A 17,476-nucleotide genomic window follows, 5' to 3' on the forward strand; every position below is an offset into this window, starting at 1 on the left:
GACTCGCCATCCCCCATGATGGCGGTGATGACCGACAGCACGAACGTGACCGGACCGGCGGGGCCGGCGGGCAACCGGCGCCGGCGGGCGGACGCGCGGGCCAACCACACCGCGCTGCTGGACGCCGCCGCCCGGGTGCTGCTGCGCGACGGCTACGCCGTTCCGCTGGACCGTATCGCCCATGAGGCCGGCGTCGGCGTCGGCACGCTCTACCGGAACTTCTCCGACCGGGACGAGCTAATCACGGCCGTGGTCGACCGCTCCTACAAGCTGGTCGCCGAGCTGGCGCGCGCCGCGGCCGAGAGCCCCGCCGAGCCGCTGGACGCGCTGGCCGGGTTCTTCGCCGGCGTGGTCGACCAGCGCGACCGCCTGGTCCTGCCGATGATGGGCGGCCCGGCCGTCACCGGCCGGATCAACCCGCACAGCTTCGAGATCAGCACCGCGCTTCAGTCGGTGATCCAGCGCGGCATCAGCGCCGGCACGATCCGCGCCGACGTCGGCGCGCCCGACGTGATGGTCGCCGGCGCGATGCTGGGCCAGCCGCAGCTGCCCCCGGAGGCGTGGCGGGTGGCCTCCCGGCGCATCGCGGCGGTCCTGCTCGACGGCCTGCGCGCCCGGCCCGACCAGCGCGAACTGCCGCTCAGCTTCACCCGGGAGGAGTTCTCCGCCGCGCTCACCGCGCCGGAGGACCGCTCTGCTAGATCCCGTACCGCCAGACGGTCAGTGAGTGGGCGCTGAACCACAGCCCGGCCAGCACCAGGCCGGCGGTGGAGGCGATGGCCCATCTCGCTTTCAGGCCGGACAGCACAATGGCCAGCGGCAACATGAGTGGAAACGCGGAGAGCAGTAGCCGAACCCGGTCCTGAACCAGCCCACCGGAACCGAATGCCATGCCGACGGTGAACAGGCAGTAGGTCCACACCGGCCACGGCAACAATCCGCGCGACCAGATGAGCGCGGCGCCGGCAACGACGATTACCGCCGCCGTTATCAAGGTGAACACATTGGGGTCGGCGGCGAAGGTGGCGAGCACCCAGGTGAGAGTGGTCGCGCCGAAGTCGATTTCGTTTCCCCAGCCCGCCTTGGTGATGGCGAAAAAGCCTCCGGTCATTCCGCTCTTGCGGTCCACCCAGAGCAGGTAGCCGAGCAGTCCGGCCGGGGTCAGCAGTGTCCCGAGAAGGGCCGGCCAGCCGGCCTGCTTCCGGTGCACCACGATCGCCGCGATCACCACGGGGATGAGCGGCACGCCCATCGGGCTGAGGTAGCCGGCGGCGGCCGAGCCGGCGATGGCCAGCCACCACCGCCGCTCCAGCAACCCGACCAGCGCCCACCCGACCACGGCGACCAGCAACGACTCCGGGTACGGCAGCGTGAACACCACCGACATCGGCGCCGCCGCGAGGGCCGCCACGGCGATCAGCTCGCCCCGCCGGTCGGCCCCGCAGTGCCGGGCCAGCCGGGCGACCGCGTAGCCGCCGACCACCCCGGCCGCGGTCGAGACGACCAGCCCGGCGGCGAGGTAATCGTCCCCGAGCAGCGGCGCGACCCCCCGCACCAGATGCGGGTATCCGGGAAAGAACGCCATCGCGCCGAATGGCGAGGGCATGTTGTGTGCGTCGACCATGCCGCGCGCGGCGGTCAGATAACCGAACTCGGCAATGCGCAGATACCACTGGCCATCCCAGGCCAGCAGGTTCACCGGCCGGCGGTTCCACCAGGCCATCACCCAGAAAAGCAGCGACCCCAGCAACCGAATGACCAGATAGAGCAGCGCGGGCGCCACAGCCCGCCGGACAGCCGCGGAACTCGACCAGGCAAAGGTTCGCGGCCGGGCGAGAAAAGGTCCTTCGAGGCCACCCAGAACGGAAAGCCAACCCCGCCGGGCCAGAACGGCGGCGACCATGCCGGTTGCCCCACCGGTCACCAGCAAAATCGCGGCGACCACCCACGGCGGCAACTCCATCGCCATCAAAGGGGTCCTTTTCCTGAGTACCGCCGCGACGACTCAGAGTGCCCCAGGACCCTTGCGGTTTCCTTGCAACGCGCCCCGGAACGGTCCGCCCGCATCGGTGGCCATCGAGATATCCCATCCCACCACCGCCGGCTGTCCCCATGTCATGGCCGCGAACACCACACCTGAGGACCACGGCTCCCTCGATCGCCGCGAGCACCGGCATCACCGCCCGTCGGGGCGCGAGAGCTCGCTGGCGACCAGCTCATATTTGATCTCTAGGCCGACGACGAAGAAGTACAGCGTATTCAACCCCGTTGACCCAGTGCCGCGGGTCCAGGTGCAACCCCGGGCGAGCGCGGCTCCCCGCCAACGCCCTACCCGACCAATATGCGTCAAATAGTCGAACGCATTTTCGATCGATGTGATATTATGGGCTTGTGGTGATGCTCTCGGTGCCGGTACCCGATCTCGAGGATCGGGCGTTGGATGCCGAACTCTATGCGTTTGTCACTTCGCTGGATCCGGATCGTGTGGCGAACCGGGATGTGCCGGCGGTGCTGGCGGCGGTGAGTCGGCTGCATGCCCGGTTGGGCGCGTTCAAGCTGGGCTGGATCAATGAAGTCACTCGCCGCGCCCCGAACGGTCCGCCGGATGGTGTGGATCGGCTGCGTGAGCCGCATCGGTTCGGTCCTGACGAGGTGCGGGTGACGCTGGCCTGGAGCCGGCAGCGCGCCGAGCGTGACAGCAGTGTGGCGCACGAGGTGATCACTCTGCTGCCCGATGTGTATGCGGCATGGAGCGAGGGGCGGATGGACGAGGCCAAGGCCCGCATCTGCCACACGTATCTGGCGAATCTCACCGCACCTGAACGCGCCGCCGTGTGGGCCGCGGTGGCGCCCAGGGTGGCCGGGTGGAACTCTGGCCAGTTGGCCGCGCGGCTGCGCAAGCTGACCCTCGGCGGGTGTCCGGAGAGGGTTGAGGAGCGCTATGCGCGGGCAGTGGAGGCCCGGCGGGCCGTGTGGTTCCTCAGTCCCGACGGCACCGCTTGCCTTGCACTGGACGGGGTGGCGCCCGGTGACGCGGCGGCGGCGAAGAAACGCATCACCGCACTGGCCCGCCGGCTGCGGCGCGCGGGTGCGCCCGGCACCTTGGATCAGCTGCGCGCCGACATCACCCTCGCCCTACTGGACGGCACCCTCGACGGCCTGACCAGCGAACAGATCCTCACCCACTTCCGCCCGGCCACTAACGGCGGGCGATTGGACCTATCGCCTACCGTGAGATCCGACATCACGCCGTCCGGCCCCGCTCCCCGCGATCCCATCACCCCCGCCGTCACACAACCGAGCGCCGCCGAGCCCCACGCGCCCGAACCCGACGCGCCCGAACCCGACGCGGCTGGATCCGACGCGGCTGGATCCGACGCGGCTGGATCCGACGCGGCTGGATCCGAGGCCACGGGACCCGGTGGCGCAGGGAGCCGGCTCGGGACCGATGTCGTGCTCGAGCTGGGCACCCTGATCGGCACCAACCAACGCCCGGGCGAGCTGCCTGATCTGCACGGCGCGATACCCGGCCACGTCGCCCGCGCCGAAGCCCTCAACCAGCAACGCGGGCGATGGGTCGTCGCCGTGTGTGACCACGAGGGCTATCTGCTGTGCTGCGCCACCCTGCGCGCCCGCCCAGACGGCGCCCTCGACCGGTATCGCGGCGGGACCGTGGAGCTTCGCCTGACCGTGACCCAGCTCGAGTACTGGCTGCATGATCCACCGCGAGGGTTCGAGAAGTTGATCGCCGAGATCGCCGCGCGGTATCGCGCCTGGCCACAACAGGTAGCCGGTCTGAACGAACAACCCGATCGGCGGTTCCCCGGTTCGGCGTTGCGCCGGTGGGTCGAGGTCCGTGACCAAACCTGCCTGGGGCCGGGCGGGTGCGGGCGACCGGCGCGCCAGTCCGACAAGGACCACACCCAGGACGTCCAACACGGCGGCAAGACCACCGACATCAACCTCAGTCCTCAGTGCGACCACGACCACCTGCTCAAGACCGAAGGAGGCTGGACACTCGAACAACCCGAACCCGGCGTTCTGATCTGGCGCAGCCCACTCGGCCAGACCTACCGCACCCGAGGAGACCCACTCATCGACCCACCACCCGAACTCGACCCCGACCCGCCGTTCTAACCGAGATCCGCGGGCGGTCAGCCACCTTGCCCACGCCGATCAGATCCCGCCGCCGGCTCCGGTCAGATGCCGCGGTGGGTACTCACGGCGGCGCGCAGCGCGCCGAGCTTCGGGGCGAGGGCGGCGTCCAGGGCGAGCGGGTCCCGGGCGTTGAGGTACTCCATCTCGCGGCGCTCGGGGAGTTGGGTGTTGATGTCGATGCGGCGCTCCTCGAGTCCGGCCAGGATCTCGGCGGCGACCTGGTCGACGGGGCGGAGCGCGTAGCCGAGGTCGGCGCCGGCCCGGGTCGTCGCCATCATGGGCGTGTCCACCGGCCCGGGGTAGACCGAGGCGACGTGCACGCCACTGCCGTACAGCTCGCGGCGCATTGCCTCACCGAACCGAACCAGGGCGGCGTGCCCGTGCAAGGCGCCGGCGGCCCGCAGGTGCGGCAGGGCCGCCCTGGTGACCAGCACCGGGGCCAGCAGAGCCATCTTTGACAGTGCTGTCATGATTGCCGGCGTAGGCACATTTTGACAATACTGTCAAACATGGCCGAGGTGCGCGCCGGCGGAATTACCAGCACGGAGTGCCGCCGGCGGGGCCGTTCACGCGGTCGCGGTTCAGCCGCGCGCGGCGGCCAGGGCGACCGCCGCCGGGAGCATCTCCAGGCTGTCCAGCCGCACGGTGGCCAGGCCGGGCGGATGCCCGGTGTGGTCGCGGTCGGTCCAGATGGACCGGATGCCCATCCGGGCGGCCGGCAGCACGTCGTGGATCCAGCTGGTGCCGACGTGCAGCCAGTTGTCCCGGGTGGCACCGGTCTCCGACGCGAACGTGGCGAAATGCGCCAGGGCTGGGCGGTAGGACCGGACCCGCTCCGCCGTGACCACCAGGTCCGGCTCCACCGGGAGGTACTCGGCGGTGGCGGCGAACAGGTCCTCGTCGCAGTTGGTGATGATCCCAACCTTCCAGCCGTCCGCCCGCACCGCGCACAGCGCCTCCCCGGCGTCGGCGAACACCGGCATGGCCGGCCACGCCCGCACGAAGGCGTCCACGTCACCCGGGTCGACGCCGGCCCGGCCGGCCGCCAGCCGCAAGCCCTCACGCAGCACCTCGCGGTAGGGCCGCCACCCGTGGGCCTCGATCTCCAGCTCGGCGCGGTGGTAGCCGTCCAGCACGGTGGGAGCGGCCGGACCGAGGCCGGCGAGGGCCGCCGCCATCCCCGTCCGCCAGTCCACCAGGGTTCCGTAACAGTCGAAGGTCAGCCAGCGGTCCGTCATCGGGTCGATCCCTTCTCCAGTCGGGCGCCAACTTTGTAACACAATCTCGAAAGATTGCACTACAATTTGCCGGATGGCCGAACGTCTCAGCACCGTGGACTCCCTCAGCGACGAACTCAGGTCGCGCATCCTCCGGGGGGAGTTCGCACCCGGCCGGGCGCTGCGCGAGGTCGACCTGGCCGACGGGTTCGGGGTCGGCCGCAACTCGGTGCGGGCGGCGCTGCAGGCGCTGGTGCACGAGGGCCTGGTGGTGCACCGCGCCAACCGGGGTGCGTTCGTGCGCGAGTTCGACCTGGCGGACATCGACGACCTCTACGGCCTGCGGACCGCCCTGGAGTGCGAGGCGGCGCGCCAGGTCGCAGCGTCGGGAGCGCCGCTGGAACCGCTGCACCGATTGCTGTCCGAGCTGGAACGGTTCCGGCCGGACAGCCCGTGGGACCAGGTCGTCGCCACCGACATGGCGTTCCACCGCCGCGCGGTCCGGCTCACCGGCAACCTCCGCGTGGCGAACCTGCACCAGGCGGTCACGTCGGAGGTGCAACTGCTCCAGTCCCAGGTGCACTTCGACTACCCGGAGCCGGGTGGCCAGCTGGGACGACAGCACCGCGTGCTGGTGGAGGCCCTGGAGAGCCGCGATCCCGAGCGGGCGGACGGCGCCTTCCGTGAGCACCTGCGAATGAGCCGCCACGAGGTGGTCGCGTGCTACCGGGGCGGCCGAATTCCCTCGTAACTACACCAACTGGTCGGTATAGTTACGACCATAACCCTCCAGACCTGGCACTGATGTCGCTGCGCGGGCTCAGCCGCCTGCCTGTCGCGGCCGGGTGGAGCGCGCTACCGCTGGCCGACCTCGACCGGCGCGTCCGGGTGGGCGCACCAGTCACTCCACGAGCCCGGGTAAAGCCGCGCGCCCGGATAACCCGCCGCCTCCAGCGCCAGGATCACATGGCACGCCCGCGCGCCCGAGCCGCAGTAGGCGACCACCTCGGTCCGCTCACCGATTCCCAGACCGGCGTACATGGCCCGCAGCTCCGGGCCGGGGCGAAACCGGCCGGCGCCGTCGACGTTCCGCTCCCAGGGGACGTTGAGCGCCCCCGGGATGTGGCCGGCCTTCGGGTCGACCGGCTCCTCGTCGCCCCGGTAACGCTCGGGAGGCCGCGCATCGAGCAGCACCGTACCCGGCTCCAGCCGCCGCACCTGGCCGTAGTCCACGACCCGGTCCGCGCGCGGCGCTCCGGCGGCGAAGTCCCCCTCCGGCACCCGCACCTCGCCGGACTCCCACGGGCCGCCCCAACCGGGGATGCCGCCGTCCAGGATCGCCACCCGCTGGTGGCCGAAGTAGCGCAGGGTCCACCAGAGCCGCGCCGCCACGAAACCGCCCTGGTCGTCGTACGCGACCACCGCGGTCCGCCGGTCCACCCCGGCCCGGCGCATGGCCCGTTCGAACGTGTCCGGCTCGGGAAGCGGGTGGCGTCCGCCACCGCTCCCGGCCGCGGTCGCCTCGGTGTCGTGGTCCACGTAGACCGCCCCCGGGATGTGTTTCTCCCGGTACCGGTCGAGGCCGGAGGCGCCGTCGATGTACCAGCGGATGTCCAGGATGCGGACATCCGGATCACCGGCATGGCCCCGCAGCCAGTCCGCCGAAACGATCCCGTCGGAGCTTCGCATGCCTACTTCCTACGCCGGGGCGGACATCAGAGCGAGCCGTAGGCGATCGCGCTGTGGTAGACCACGGCCGCCTTCTGGTCCGCGAACTTCGGGCCGGCGACCAGCGCGTGCGCGTCCTCGAAGAATCCCATGGCCTCCCGGGCGTGACCCTGCTTCCACAGAGCCGAACCCAGCTCGTAGGTGCAGCGATGCAGCAGTTGGTGGTACTGCTTGTCGGGCAGCCGCTCGTCGTGGCGCCGCAGCCGGGGCAGGGACTCGCGCAGGATCGCCTCGGCCTCGCCCGGCTGCCCGGTGGCCAGGCAACACCGCGCCAGCGACACGTGCAGCAGGGTGCCGTCGATGAGGTCGTCGAACGAGACGTCGGGCCGGCGGCGCCGGTCGTCCCCGGCGTACAGCTCCCGCAGCAGCGGCACCGCCCGCGCCATCTCGCCGTGGAGTTGGTAGTGCTCGGCGACCAGCCGCTCCTGCCGGGCGATGTACTCCTCGCCGCCGTCCAGCCTGGCCCGCTCGCGCATCAGGCCGTCGTACGCGTCGATCATCTCGTCGTAACGGCCCGCCTTCTCGTAGACCCCGGCGAGGTCGTACATGGCGGACACGTGGCGCCGGTCCCATGTCGCGTCGGCGCGCAGCCGCGCCGCGGTCCGTTCGGCCTGCTCGACCTTCCGGTCGATCGGCTTCCCGGCGGCCTCGTAGGCCCGCCGCCGGAACGAGCGCAGCCGGTCCACCAGCGAGGAGTCCGGTCCGTGCGTCTCGCAAGCCTCCTGGATCGCCGTGCCGACGATGTTGCGCAGCCACCCGGACCTCGGCTTGGCGGCGAACAGGGCCTCCACGTAGAGCGCCCGGATCTCGCTGAACAGCGGGTCTAGCCGGGAGATGCCCGACTCGGCGTCGTTCACCGCGCGCCCGACGATCACCAGGCGGCGGCGCGCCGAGACCGTGGTGCTCAGCTCCGCATCCACCCCGAGGAACTCACGCAGCCGGTCGGAAAGCTCGAGGTACCGGACCCGATCCGCCATGCCACCCTCCACCGCCACCACTGATCATCAACGATAGTGCCGCGACCTACCCCCGCTGGTGGGTGACCACGTCGGCGAAGGTGGCGAGGAACCGCCGGTAGGCGTCCTCGCCGAGGCGGGAGGAGTGCCGCCGCTGGATGTCGCGCATGATCGCGTCGCCGGCGAGCTTCTGCCGCCGTCCCCGGTCGGTGTGGCAGACCAGCTTGGCCCGCCGGTCCTCCGGGTCCGGGTGCCGCTGCACGTAGCCGAGGCTCTCCAGCTCGTCGATGACCGTGCCGACGACCTGTTTGTGCTGGCCCGAGAGCCGGGCGATCTCGGTCGCGCGCATGCCGTCGTCGCTGATGTAGGCCAGCACCGTGCCGTGCCGGGGGTACAGGTCGTCGAAGCCTTCCTGGGCGAGCCGGGCGTACAGCTCGTCCTGGATGGCGAACAGCAGCCGCGCGGCGAGCACCCCGAGGTCGGGTGCCTCGGTCAGGGAGTCCGCCCCGCTCACGAGGAAACACCGCGCAGCGACAGCAGCAGGTAGGCGGCGAGGGTCGGAGCGTCGGTGATCGTGCCGTCCCGGAGCATCCGTTCCAGCTCGGCCCGGGGGAACCACTGCTGCCGCATGTCCTGCTCGGTGGTCTCGCGGTGCGGGTTCCCCGGGGTGAGCCCGGTGGCCAGGAACACGTGCATGCCCTCGCCGGTGACCGAGTTCGCGCAGTGCAGGTAACCGAGCCGCTCCAGCCGGTCGGCGGTGAACCCGGTCTCCTCGACCAGCTCGGCGGCGGCCATCTCCCGCGGGCTGCCGGTCACCCCGCGGGGGAAGGCTCCGGCCGGGAACTCCCAGGACCGCTGGCCCAGCGGGTACCGGTACTGCTCGACCAGGTGGAAGCCGTCGTTCTCCAGCGGGATGACGATGGCGAAGTCCGGCTTCTCCACCACCGAGTAGAGACTGGGCGACCCGTCCGCGTGCTCGATGCGGTCCTCGCGCAGGGTCAACCACGGGTTCTCGTAGACCACCCGGCTGGACAGGGTCCTGATGCTCATGCGGTCATCCTTGCAGCCGCCCGCACCTGGCCGATCCGCTGTTTGCGGAATCAATTTGACGGAACGCACTCACCGGTGGGAGAAACTCCGGATAATTTGCACTCGCTACCCGCGCGTGGGCGCCATCGCCAATAGACTGTCGATCATCTTTGTGGCGACGGCATTCCTGGTGGCGGCCGCAATCTTCGCTGCCCCGCAGAAACCCCAGGTGGCCGATCCGTCCCGGGGCATGGTGCTGGTCTCCGCGAGCGGGGAGGTCTATCGGGGCGGTGCGGCCGTATCCGAATACCGCCGAATTCAGGGATGCTTACCGGGCTGCAAAGTCGTGGTGATCGATGCGGCCAGAATGCCCTTCATCGCGAGAAACATCGACCTGGCCCAGGGCGCGGGCAAGCCGGGCACCCTGACGAGGGCCGGCACGGCGGTGCAGCGCATGAACCGGGCCGCCGCCTGCGGCACGTTCATCCGCCGGTACGGCGGGGAGTGCGACGAGTACCCTTTCGCCTCCAGCCGGCAAGGGGGCGTCGGCTCCCGCACCGAGGAGGTGCCGGCGCGGGAGCAGCGTTGCCAGGGCGGGCTGCTCAGCGCCCAGTACCGGTCACAGGGCATCAAGGAGGGCGATGATTTCGGCGTCCTGGTCTCGAACCTCGACGCCATGGCAAAGGGGCCGTACACCGGCACCGAAACGGCCCGGGAGAGAAACTGCGGCAGATGAGCGAACCCAGCCTGAAAGCGGATATCGGGGTCGGCATCGACCACGGCCAGCTTTACATCTACGACCTCGGCGCCCCGATCGACCTCGGCGGGCCCGACGCACTGGAAGCGCTGGACGACGCCCAGAACTCGGGGCGCTACGTGGGCCGCTCCGGCGACCTGGTGAATATGCTGTCACCGGTCCAGTGGCACTTCGATGCGCCCATGCGGGTGGAGGTCTGGGCCGGCGAGCCGGCGCCCGAGGAAACCGGCTGGGACCACGTCGTGGACCTCGACCTGAACGCCCCCACCGGGCAGCTGGCGTTCCAGGCGCCCACCGAGGAGGAGTACGCCTCCTGCGCGATCCCGCACGGCCGCTACCGCATCCGGGTCTCCGGCCGGGGCTATGACCGTGCCAACCCGCAGGGTGGCGGCGGCGACTCCTACCGGGTCCAGCTCTGGCCCCGCACCGGCGATCGGCCGCCGGCGCTGCGCCAGCGGTGGGCCGGCTGGGCCTCACTCATGGGCTAGGTCGCGAAAAGTTTCGGACGCGGTGTCGGATCGGGGCGCGGCCGTTCGCGGCGGGGATGAACGGACACCCACGAGAGAAGACCCGCGACCATGAAACTGACCACCGTCACGAACGTCTCCGTCGACGGAGTGATGCCGGGCCTCGCAGGTTCTCGCCCCCTACGACCAGCTGGTCCGCCTCAACCCGCTCTAAGTGGTTTGCCCCGTGGTCCGGTCGGGTAGATCGGCAGGCAGTACCGGCCACAACCGGAGCGCGAGAAACCGATGCCAGCAGCGGCCACCACACTCCCGGTCGACGCGAACGCGCCGGCCGTGGCCCGCCGCTGGTTGGCCGACGTGGCCGGCGGGTGGGCGCTCGACCGGTCGCTGTGTACCGACGGGATGCTGCTGCTGTCCGAACTCGTCACGAACGTGTTCGAGCACGCGAGCGAAACCCCGCGCGTGCACGTGCAGATCCTCTGGCACTGGCCCACGCTGTCCGTGGCGGTGACCGACGCCTCGCCGGTCCACCCGGTGATCCGCGAACCGGCGCCGAGCGAGTTCCGCGGCTACGGCATGCAACTGATCGCCGGCCTGGCCCGCCGATGGGGCAGCGAGCCCTATCCCGGCGGCAAGCGCGTCTGGGTCGAGCTCGCCGCGCCCGACGCCCCGCCCTGGACACTCGAGCCCTCGGCCATCGACGAGACGCTCGAACGAATCCTGCGGGACAACGGCTAGGAACTAGTTAGCAACCACCATACTTAGCGCATGGCTCTCACCCGGATGACCGCGCGGCAACGCCGCGAGCAGGTGCTCGCGGTGGCCGAGCGCGAGTTCGCCGCCACCGGCCTGCACGGCACGTCGGCCGAGACCATCGCCCGCCGCGCCGGAATCACCCAGGCCTACGTGTTCCGGATCTTCGGCAGCAAGAAGCGCCTGTTCCTGGAGGTGGTCGACGCGGCGTTCGCCCGGATGACGATAGCCATGACGGCCGCGGCCGGCGGCCTGGAGGGCATCGAGGCGCTGTCCGCCATGGGCGCGGAGTACGACGCGATGCTGGCCGACCGGACCACCCTGCTGCTGCAGCTGCAGGGCCTGGCCGCCAGCGGCGACAGCGAAATCCAGGCGGCGGTCCGGGACAGCTACGGCCGCCTCTGGCAGGCGGTCGCGGCGACCGCCCAACTGGACCCGGTCACCATAAAGGCCTTCCTGGCCTTCGGCGCCCTGCTCAACACCAGCGCCGCCCTCGACCTGGCCGATCACGACACCGACTGGTCCCGCCAAGCCCGCACCCGAATCCGCGCCGCCCTGTTCACCCACATAACCACCGCCACCAACACCGACGAGCACCCCTGAGCGCCCCCGCTACCGGCGCGCCCAACCACCCAACGCACCCACCGCAGGGGGTCCGGGGGCTTCGCCCCCGGCCGGGGTGTGGGGGCTCGGCCCCCACACGACACGCGAAACAAGAAAGGCCCGCGCTCTCCGCGAGCACGAGCCTCCTACTTGTGGACCTCAAGGAGGCCCTGTCATACCCCCGTCCGCCGGTCCGGCGACTACTGGACATGGTTAAGCACTGGGCGAAGGTGCCGGCCGCTGAGCGCGCGGCAGCGTCCGAGCCACGTTTCCAGCCCCGACGGGCTCTGTCACTCGCGGAGCGCCTCGGCGAAGCCGGTGTACAAAAGCTGATCACCGCTTACCGCAACGGCACAACCGGTCCGGAACTGGCCGCAGAGTACGGCTGCAGCCTCAAAACGATCAGGCGGCTGCTGCGCAAATACGGAGTCCGGCTAGCTGACTGACAGCGCTCACCTACCGACCTGCTCAGCGTTACCGCCGACTTTGGCGGAGCATCACTCCCCAGAAGGAAGCCCGCCACACTCCCAGTCAAGGTTCAAGAACACTCCGTAGCCATGTCTCATCTTGCCAATCCTCGATCGCGTGGTTCGAGCACAAGTAGCGATCTTCTTCGCGCGTCACCCTCGGCACCGGGCATCAGATGCGTGTACTGTGGCGCTCCCTGACAGGGAGCGCTTCCCGCTACGAGAGACGCTCTTACCCACTCGGAGAGGCCTGTTTGATCAAGCAAAAGCTTGATATAATAGGCCTCGTAAGAAGGAGATCGCAGTGAGCAAGCAAGCTTTCGGCGGCGACGACGGTGGCGACACCTGAGACGTCTTGCCAGATGTACGAAGTGGGGAGGTGAAGGATCACCTCCCCTTTCGTATGTCCAGCTTGAAGCCCTGCTTCCTCATTGGTGTCGCGTTGGCCACCGAGACCTTGACCTGCTGCCGACCGTCTTGTAGATCTTCCGAGCCGAAGTTACAGTCCTCAGACTCTTTCAAGTTGATCAACTCATAAAAAGCTTTGACACCTCGCGGCAGGACAACGGTGATCGTGAACTCCTCGATCGGTCTGCTGAAGCTCAGTAGGAATGTATCTGGCTCGCGATCACGCACCAACCTCGAACACTTGGCCGGCCAGTCAAGGTCGATCTGAAACGCGATCTCCGCGCCTTTAAGGGCCGACATCGGACAGTGTGCCAAAATTTCTAGTCGGCCATCGGTTAGCCAGGCCTTTGTAACGTCCCAGCGCACGCCGCCAGCCTTATCGACAAGCAGACTGCTAACATCTGCCTTAACTCTTCTCTGGATGCGGCTTGACTGCTGCCAGCCCGGCCCAATCCTGATTCGGAAGAACTCGAGGTGCTCACTCTCGACCACCAGCGAAACCTTCACGGTCTGGCGACAGTCACCATTGGCGTCGATATCGGTGTAAGAACTGTACGTCTTGATTCGCCACGACTGGCCAAGCCGTTCGTTTATAACTTCACAGTACCGGGCCAACAACCGTTCAGCACGCTGGAGGGTCTTTCGGCTTTCGCCGGTGCTTGCAAGGAGGTACGCCATTAGGCCTAAGTTTGCGAACAGCACAATGACGATCGCTGCGGCTCGGATCGCCGTGCTCCCAAACACCACGCTCAGCGTGCCGCCGAACGCAAGTATGCCGAGCGCGCCGCTGACCAGACCAATCAGCCCGCGGTCGAGCACATATTGGTTCAACCAGCTCAAGAAGCTTCGCAACAATGCCTACCCCTCCGTACGCACGAAACGCCGCCAAGCGAAATACGGATGGCGAATGCACCTCGGCATCAAGAGGACGATCTTCGACCACAGCCAAAGTGCCACAAACAGGTCGACGAACACGCGCAGCGCCCAATGGAAACTTAAATCGCACAGCGCTACTGCGCTACCTTCCGGGCTGCACGCGAGTATCCCCCAGAGTATCGCTACCACTATCGTGGCCAGTCGCCAGAATGCCGACCACCCTGAACTCCATGCCCGACTGGACAAAGGCAAAAAGCTCTCATAAGCGGACACGGCTGCAATCTCCTAAAGCTGATTATATTATCTGCTATGCGTACTCGATACAAAGGTTACTCAAAGTCAGTTACTTGTTTCGGCAAACGCGCGCCATCATCGGCCATCTCCGCAGCCAGCGCAGCAGTACACACCCAGCCGGAGTGACGGTCTAGGTCCAAATGGATTAACACTCAACGTTGAGACCGAGCTGTGACCCAAGTGAGACGAGTCGACGCATGAGCACGTTGAGCAGTCTGGCAGTCGGCACCTTGGAGCGATATATCGGCAAAGAGCGTATTCGCGCGCCTACCCGAGCCGCTTGGGAATCTGGATCGATGGCCTCCCCTGTCCAGGGCGGGCCGTCCTCACGAACGCTATGGAGACCCCGCTAGCCGGTGTCAGGCCGTGGGCGGAATCTCTAGACACACAGGACGTAAGGTCAATCGTTGGCGCGTAGCGCCCGAATAGCCTCCAGGGCTGTAGGCCCCAGGTCCGGATCTTCAACGTATCGTTCCAGGCTCTGAATCACGTGCTTAGACCCCGTTTGGCCGAGCGTACGGATCACAAATTTTCCACGCCTGAGAGGGTCGACATGGTTAAAGATTGAGGTCAGATCGGCTAGATCTTCGAGCGCCGGTTCCAAGAGTCGACCAACGTCATTCCGACAAACCTTCAGAATCTGCGGCATTAGACTCAGCCGCCCCGCGTCTTCGTGATCCAGTATCCACGCATGATCGAACTGGTACATGGGATCGACGGCCGCGTGACTGAGATCTTCAACTAGCCGCTGCCACACGGCAGCCAGTCGGTCGGCGTGCTCGTTGATATCCGGACAGTTCAGCAAGTAGACTATTTCTGCGTAACAGCTCCAGGCGGCTTGATCACCACTGCTCGGCTCGGGCAGGAGCTCAAACGGGGCGCCGACGATAGCCAGCCCTTGAAAAGCCCGCACGAAGCAGGCCGTGTCTTCTTGCGGCGCTCCGGAGTCAGCCGGTGGGTAGCGTACGTGGTAGCGGAAGGCCGGCAAGACAGCTGGAGATGGTGCCCGCATCAGCTCCCCCATCAGGCTCGCGACAAAAAGCGGACTATAGCCGCCACCACGGGCAGCGAGCGAGAGCAGCTGAGAGCGGTCATCGGGAGCTAACTTGGCAATGGCTTCGCAATAAGGTGCGGCTACAACATCCTCAAACTGACTGCTGTAGATATAGTATGCTGCACGATAGACTTTGTCGCTTTCCGGCGCTATCAGGAGTGATTGGATGTCGTCGGCGATTGCCTCAACCGAACCGGGCGGTTCAACCAGTCCGTAGGTGTTGAGCACATCGACAAGCATTGATGACAGCATGATATTGTTTGAAACATCGAACCCCTCAAGCAGCGAGACAATCTGCTCTCGGGTATCGGCGGTGACCGTCTGACTGATCATTTGAGCAGCCTCGAGTGCTTGCAAACGCACATGGTAAGCCCCTGAACGCCAGCACTTTTCCAGCAGTACCGGGAACGCGCGCGCGACCTCCGAATCATCAATCGTCTTGCACAGCACACACAACAACGTCAAACGGCTGAAGCTGGTTGGCACCGTCCCGTCGATAAGCTCGTGAAGGATGTGAGGCTCGACGCGTGGCCCGGGCCTTCGACCGAATTCGCGGTCGTATCGCCCGTGCTCGCACCCCTCGATCACAAGCGCGGCGGGTAAGCGCGGTGTTGGACCACCTGACAGACCGCTGGCTACGGTGGCGGCGAGCGCACTTGGCGGCAGCCGACGCCCTAGCTCCCAGCCAGCGTGCCCCTTCGCGCGACCGAGTACCCGATCGGTCGCATCAAGCAGCGCAATCGCCTCCGCCAGGTATTCCTGAGCAGGTAACAGCTGCGCCAATGCGGTCAGCTTGGCTGCGTCGGCGTCGGTTAGTAGTACCTCAGACAGCACAGCCCGAGGGTGTGAATCAAGATCGACAACTCGCAGTTCAGCCCGCCCCATCAAGGCAGTGAGCTTGCCGGCCACGTCATGCAGTTCAGCCGCCGCCACGCGAGCGGCAACGGCACCCAGTTCCGACTCGGCGGCCATCAAGTAGAGCTTGGCGCTCGCCAAGCCGTCCAGGAGTCCGCGGAGGCGAGGAAGCTCCGGCTCCAATGGTAGCACCAGCTCGACGAGGTCGGCATGCCGGGGCCGTTTGAGTTCCGTAACCACTCGCTCAGGATGCTGGGATTCCAGTAATAGGGCTTCACCGACCAGAAACCGCCCAATCAGCTCATGCGCAAATGCGAATGAGCCTTGCTGTAACCGGACCAGGCGACAGTGAAACAGATTGTCCAGCGTGACGTACGCTTCCGCGCTCGTTCCGACCGCCCGTTCCGCACGCCGGCGCGCGACGTCGATTGGCAAGGCCACCACCAGTGCCTCGTCCATCTGTAATGCGAGCTGCCGCAGCGCGGCGCGCGTTGCAGCAGGCGCAGGCAGATCACTGAGGCTTTGACGCACGAAGGCGTCAAAGAGCTGACCGCGACTAACCGGCACTGCTAGTTCCGCCGCGCATGATGCCGCCATCGACAACTCGAACGCTGTCTGGAACGGTTCGCACATGTCTGCTATAGCTGCCGCATTGTACGAAGCCAGTACCGCTCGGCGGTCGCTCGCCGATAGCGCGCCCATCGAGATAGCCGTGAGCTCGAACCCGGCCGGCTGCTGCACAACCTCTTGTGTCGTCAACAGGACCAGCAGGCTTACACGTCGCCGCAAGGCAAGGAGATCAGCGAGCAGCTGCTCGCGTCGACTTGCCGCACATTCATTGAAGCCATCCAGTATCAGCAGGATCGGCGTCGAGGCGCGGGCGGCTGCACCCATCAGTTGTTGGGCTGTTTGGACTGTCATCGGCGCCACACTGCGATCAAGCAGTCGCGACAAGCGCCCTTCGTAGGTGCGTGCCCGCACTAAGATTGGCAGCCACTGCTCCGAAGTGGCCAACGCGGTGTGTAGCGCCAGGTGGCTCTTGCCAGTTCCCGAGGCGCCGACCAGTTGCACCGACTTCCCCGCCTGAAGCAGTTGATCGATGGGCTGGGCGCTACCCGCACCATCCATGATCAGCGGTGTCGCCACGTGTTCGTGCAAATCGGCCCGATAGACGTCGGCGAAAGCTTGCTGGTAGGCAGCAACAATGTCTACAACATTTTCACGATCATCTCGGGGTGTTGTCGCTGCTGCGGTTAGTCCTAAGAACTTTACAAACTCCAGCCAGTCGCCCAACGTCCAAGGGAAACTCGTATCCGTACCGCACGCCAAGCTTACAGTTTCAGGATAGCCGAGAGTCTGCACCTTGTAGTCACTGGGCACCTTCGACCCAACAGCCATCTTTGGAAAGATACATGTCACGCTCTCAAACCATCGATAGAACTGCCCCCGTGGCGGACGGGCTAGCTCCCCATGCTTAGTGGCAAATGCTTGAAGATCGTCGCTGAGAGCGAAGCGCTGACGAACCGTCTGCTCGTACGGGTTCACACTCGACATCTCACGCCAGGAACCGTTAGCATCGCGGACTTGCCAGGCCCCGTTCCGACCTCCCCGCAGCTTGCCGTCATAATTCTTCAGCTCAATGTGGCAAACGCTCTTCGACGTGATTACCAGAAAGTCGACCTGCAAAGCATTACAGAGATAGAAATTAGCGAGCACTAACGCGTCGACACCCGCCTGCTCAAAGTCTGCACCCAGGGTGCGGAGAAAGTCGCGTTCCGACTGGTGTGCCGGCTCGCTTCCCCAAAAAATCTGCACCCTACTCATCATGACTCACTGTGACAGGTTATACCACAG

Annotated in this window: 17 protein-coding genes; 8 read left to right on the forward strand and 9 right to left on the reverse strand. The window is 66.9% G+C overall.

Annotated elements, in window-relative coordinates; all coding sequences use genetic code 11:
- Positions 1-27 precede the first annotated feature (27 nt).
- Positions 28-738 carry a TetR family transcriptional regulator gene (locus tag ABEB12_RS18485; protein ID WP_185059182.1) on the forward strand — a complete coding sequence of 237 codons (711 nt, stop codon included), beginning with the start codon at positions 28-30 and terminating at the stop codon, positions 736-738.
- On the opposite strand, the gene ABEB12_RS18490 is transcribed toward ABEB12_RS18485, so the two are convergent.
- Positions 698-1,969 carry a hypothetical protein gene (locus ABEB12_RS18490; RefSeq protein ID WP_185059181.1) on the reverse strand — a complete coding sequence of 424 codons (1,272 nt, stop codon included), beginning with the start codon at positions 1,967-1,969 and terminating at the stop codon, positions 698-700. The two genes, ABEB12_RS18485 and ABEB12_RS18490, sit on opposite strands and share 41 nt — an antisense overlap.
- Before the next feature lie 428 nt (positions 1,970-2,397).
- On the opposite strand from ABEB12_RS18490, the gene ABEB12_RS18495 reads away from it, so the two are divergent.
- Positions 2,398-4,137 carry an HNH endonuclease signature motif containing protein gene (locus tag ABEB12_RS18495; RefSeq protein ID WP_345702918.1) on the forward strand — a complete coding sequence of 580 codons (1,740 nt, stop codon included), beginning with the start codon at positions 2,398-2,400 and terminating at the stop codon, positions 4,135-4,137.
- 62 nt (positions 4,138-4,199) lie between these two features.
- Here the strand turns inward: ABEB12_RS18495 and ABEB12_RS18500 are convergent, their stop codons facing one another.
- Positions 4,200-4,628, reverse strand: coding sequence for an SDR family oxidoreductase (locus ABEB12_RS18500; protein WP_185059179.1), 429 nt, complete (start codon positions 4,626-4,628; stop codon positions 4,200-4,202).
- 111 nt (positions 4,629-4,739) lie between these two features.
- The gene (locus ABEB12_RS18505; RefSeq protein WP_185059178.1) at positions 4,740-5,396 is read right to left on the reverse strand and encodes an HAD family hydrolase; all 657 of its coding nucleotides are present in this window, start codon (positions 5,394-5,396) and stop codon (positions 4,740-4,742) included.
- 73 nt (positions 5,397-5,469) lie between these two features.
- On the opposite strand from ABEB12_RS18505, the gene ABEB12_RS18510 reads away from it, so the two are divergent.
- Positions 5,470-6,126, forward strand: a complete 657-nt coding sequence (locus ABEB12_RS18510; protein ID WP_185059177.1) for an FCD domain-containing protein — start codon at positions 5,470-5,472, stop codon at positions 6,124-6,126.
- A 104-nt stretch (positions 6,127-6,230) separates the two neighbouring features.
- Here the strand turns inward: ABEB12_RS18510 and ABEB12_RS18515 are convergent, their stop codons facing one another.
- The 4 genes from ABEB12_RS18515 to ABEB12_RS18530 are packed head-to-tail and all read right to left on the reverse strand — an operon-like array spanning position 6,231 to position 9,109.
- Positions 6,231-7,064 carry a rhodanese-like domain-containing protein gene (locus ABEB12_RS18515; RefSeq protein ID WP_185059176.1) on the reverse strand — a complete coding sequence of 278 codons (834 nt, stop codon included), beginning with the start codon at positions 7,062-7,064 and terminating at the stop codon, positions 6,231-6,233.
- A 26-nt stretch (positions 7,065-7,090) separates the two neighbouring features.
- A complete protein-coding gene (locus ABEB12_RS18520) occupies positions 7,091-8,080 on the reverse strand; it encodes a hypothetical protein (RefSeq protein ID WP_185059175.1) in 990 nt (329 codons plus the stop codon).
- Positions 8,081-8,126: 46 nt separating this feature from the next.
- Entirely contained in the window at positions 8,127-8,573 is a 447-nt protein-coding gene (locus ABEB12_RS18525) for a MarR family winged helix-turn-helix transcriptional regulator (protein ID WP_345702919.1), read from the reverse strand.
- Entirely contained in the window at positions 8,570-9,109 is a 540-nt protein-coding gene (locus tag ABEB12_RS18530; RefSeq protein ID WP_185059174.1) for an NUDIX domain-containing protein, read from the reverse strand. The genes ABEB12_RS18525 and ABEB12_RS18530 overlap by 4 nt, the downstream gene beginning before the upstream one ends.
- A 115-nt stretch (positions 9,110-9,224) precedes the next feature.
- Between ABEB12_RS18530 and ABEB12_RS18535 the strand changes: the two genes are divergently transcribed.
- The 5 genes from ABEB12_RS18535 (at position 9,225) to ABEB12_RS18555 (ending at position 12,114) form a co-directional block, all read left to right on the forward strand.
- Positions 9,225-9,824 carry a NucA/NucB deoxyribonuclease domain-containing protein gene (locus ABEB12_RS18535; protein WP_185059173.1) on the forward strand — a complete coding sequence of 200 codons (600 nt, stop codon included), beginning with the start codon at positions 9,225-9,227 and terminating at the stop codon, positions 9,822-9,824.
- Complete coding sequence (locus ABEB12_RS18540; RefSeq protein WP_185059172.1) at positions 9,821-10,333, forward strand: hypothetical protein; 513 nt, start codon at positions 9,821-9,823, stop codon at positions 10,331-10,333. The genes ABEB12_RS18535 and ABEB12_RS18540 overlap by 4 nt, the downstream gene beginning before the upstream one ends.
- A 264-nt stretch (positions 10,334-10,597) precedes the next feature.
- Positions 10,598-11,050: an ATP-binding protein gene (locus tag ABEB12_RS18545; protein WP_185059171.1), complete on the forward strand. Its 453-nt coding sequence runs from the start codon at positions 10,598-10,600 to the stop codon at positions 11,048-11,050.
- A 30-nt stretch (positions 11,051-11,080) separates the two neighbouring features.
- Entirely contained in the window at positions 11,081-11,668 is a 588-nt protein-coding gene (locus ABEB12_RS18550; protein ID WP_345702920.1) for a TetR/AcrR family transcriptional regulator, read from the forward strand.
- A gap of 152 nt (positions 11,669-11,820) precedes the next feature.
- Positions 11,821-12,114: a hypothetical protein gene (locus tag ABEB12_RS18555; protein WP_185059170.1), complete on the forward strand. Its 294-nt coding sequence runs from the start codon at positions 11,821-11,823 to the stop codon at positions 12,112-12,114.
- A gap of 408 nt (positions 12,115-12,522) precedes the next feature.
- On the opposite strand, the gene ABEB12_RS18560 is transcribed toward ABEB12_RS18555, so the two are convergent.
- Complete coding sequence (locus ABEB12_RS18560) at positions 12,523-13,383, reverse strand: hypothetical protein (protein WP_185059169.1); 861 nt, start codon at positions 13,381-13,383, stop codon at positions 12,523-12,525.
- A gap of 730 nt (positions 13,384-14,113) precedes the next feature.
- Positions 14,114-17,437 carry an NERD domain-containing protein gene (locus ABEB12_RS18565; RefSeq protein ID WP_185059168.1) on the reverse strand — a complete coding sequence of 1,108 codons (3,324 nt, stop codon included), beginning with the start codon at positions 17,435-17,437 and terminating at the stop codon, positions 14,114-14,116.
- Positions 17,438-17,476 lie beyond the last annotated feature (39 nt).

This window comes from Actinospineispora eucalypti (assembly GCF_039543365.1).
GTDB classification, from domain to species: Bacteria; Actinomycetota; Actinomycetes; order Mycobacteriales; family Pseudonocardiaceae; genus Pseudonocardia; species Pseudonocardia eucalypti.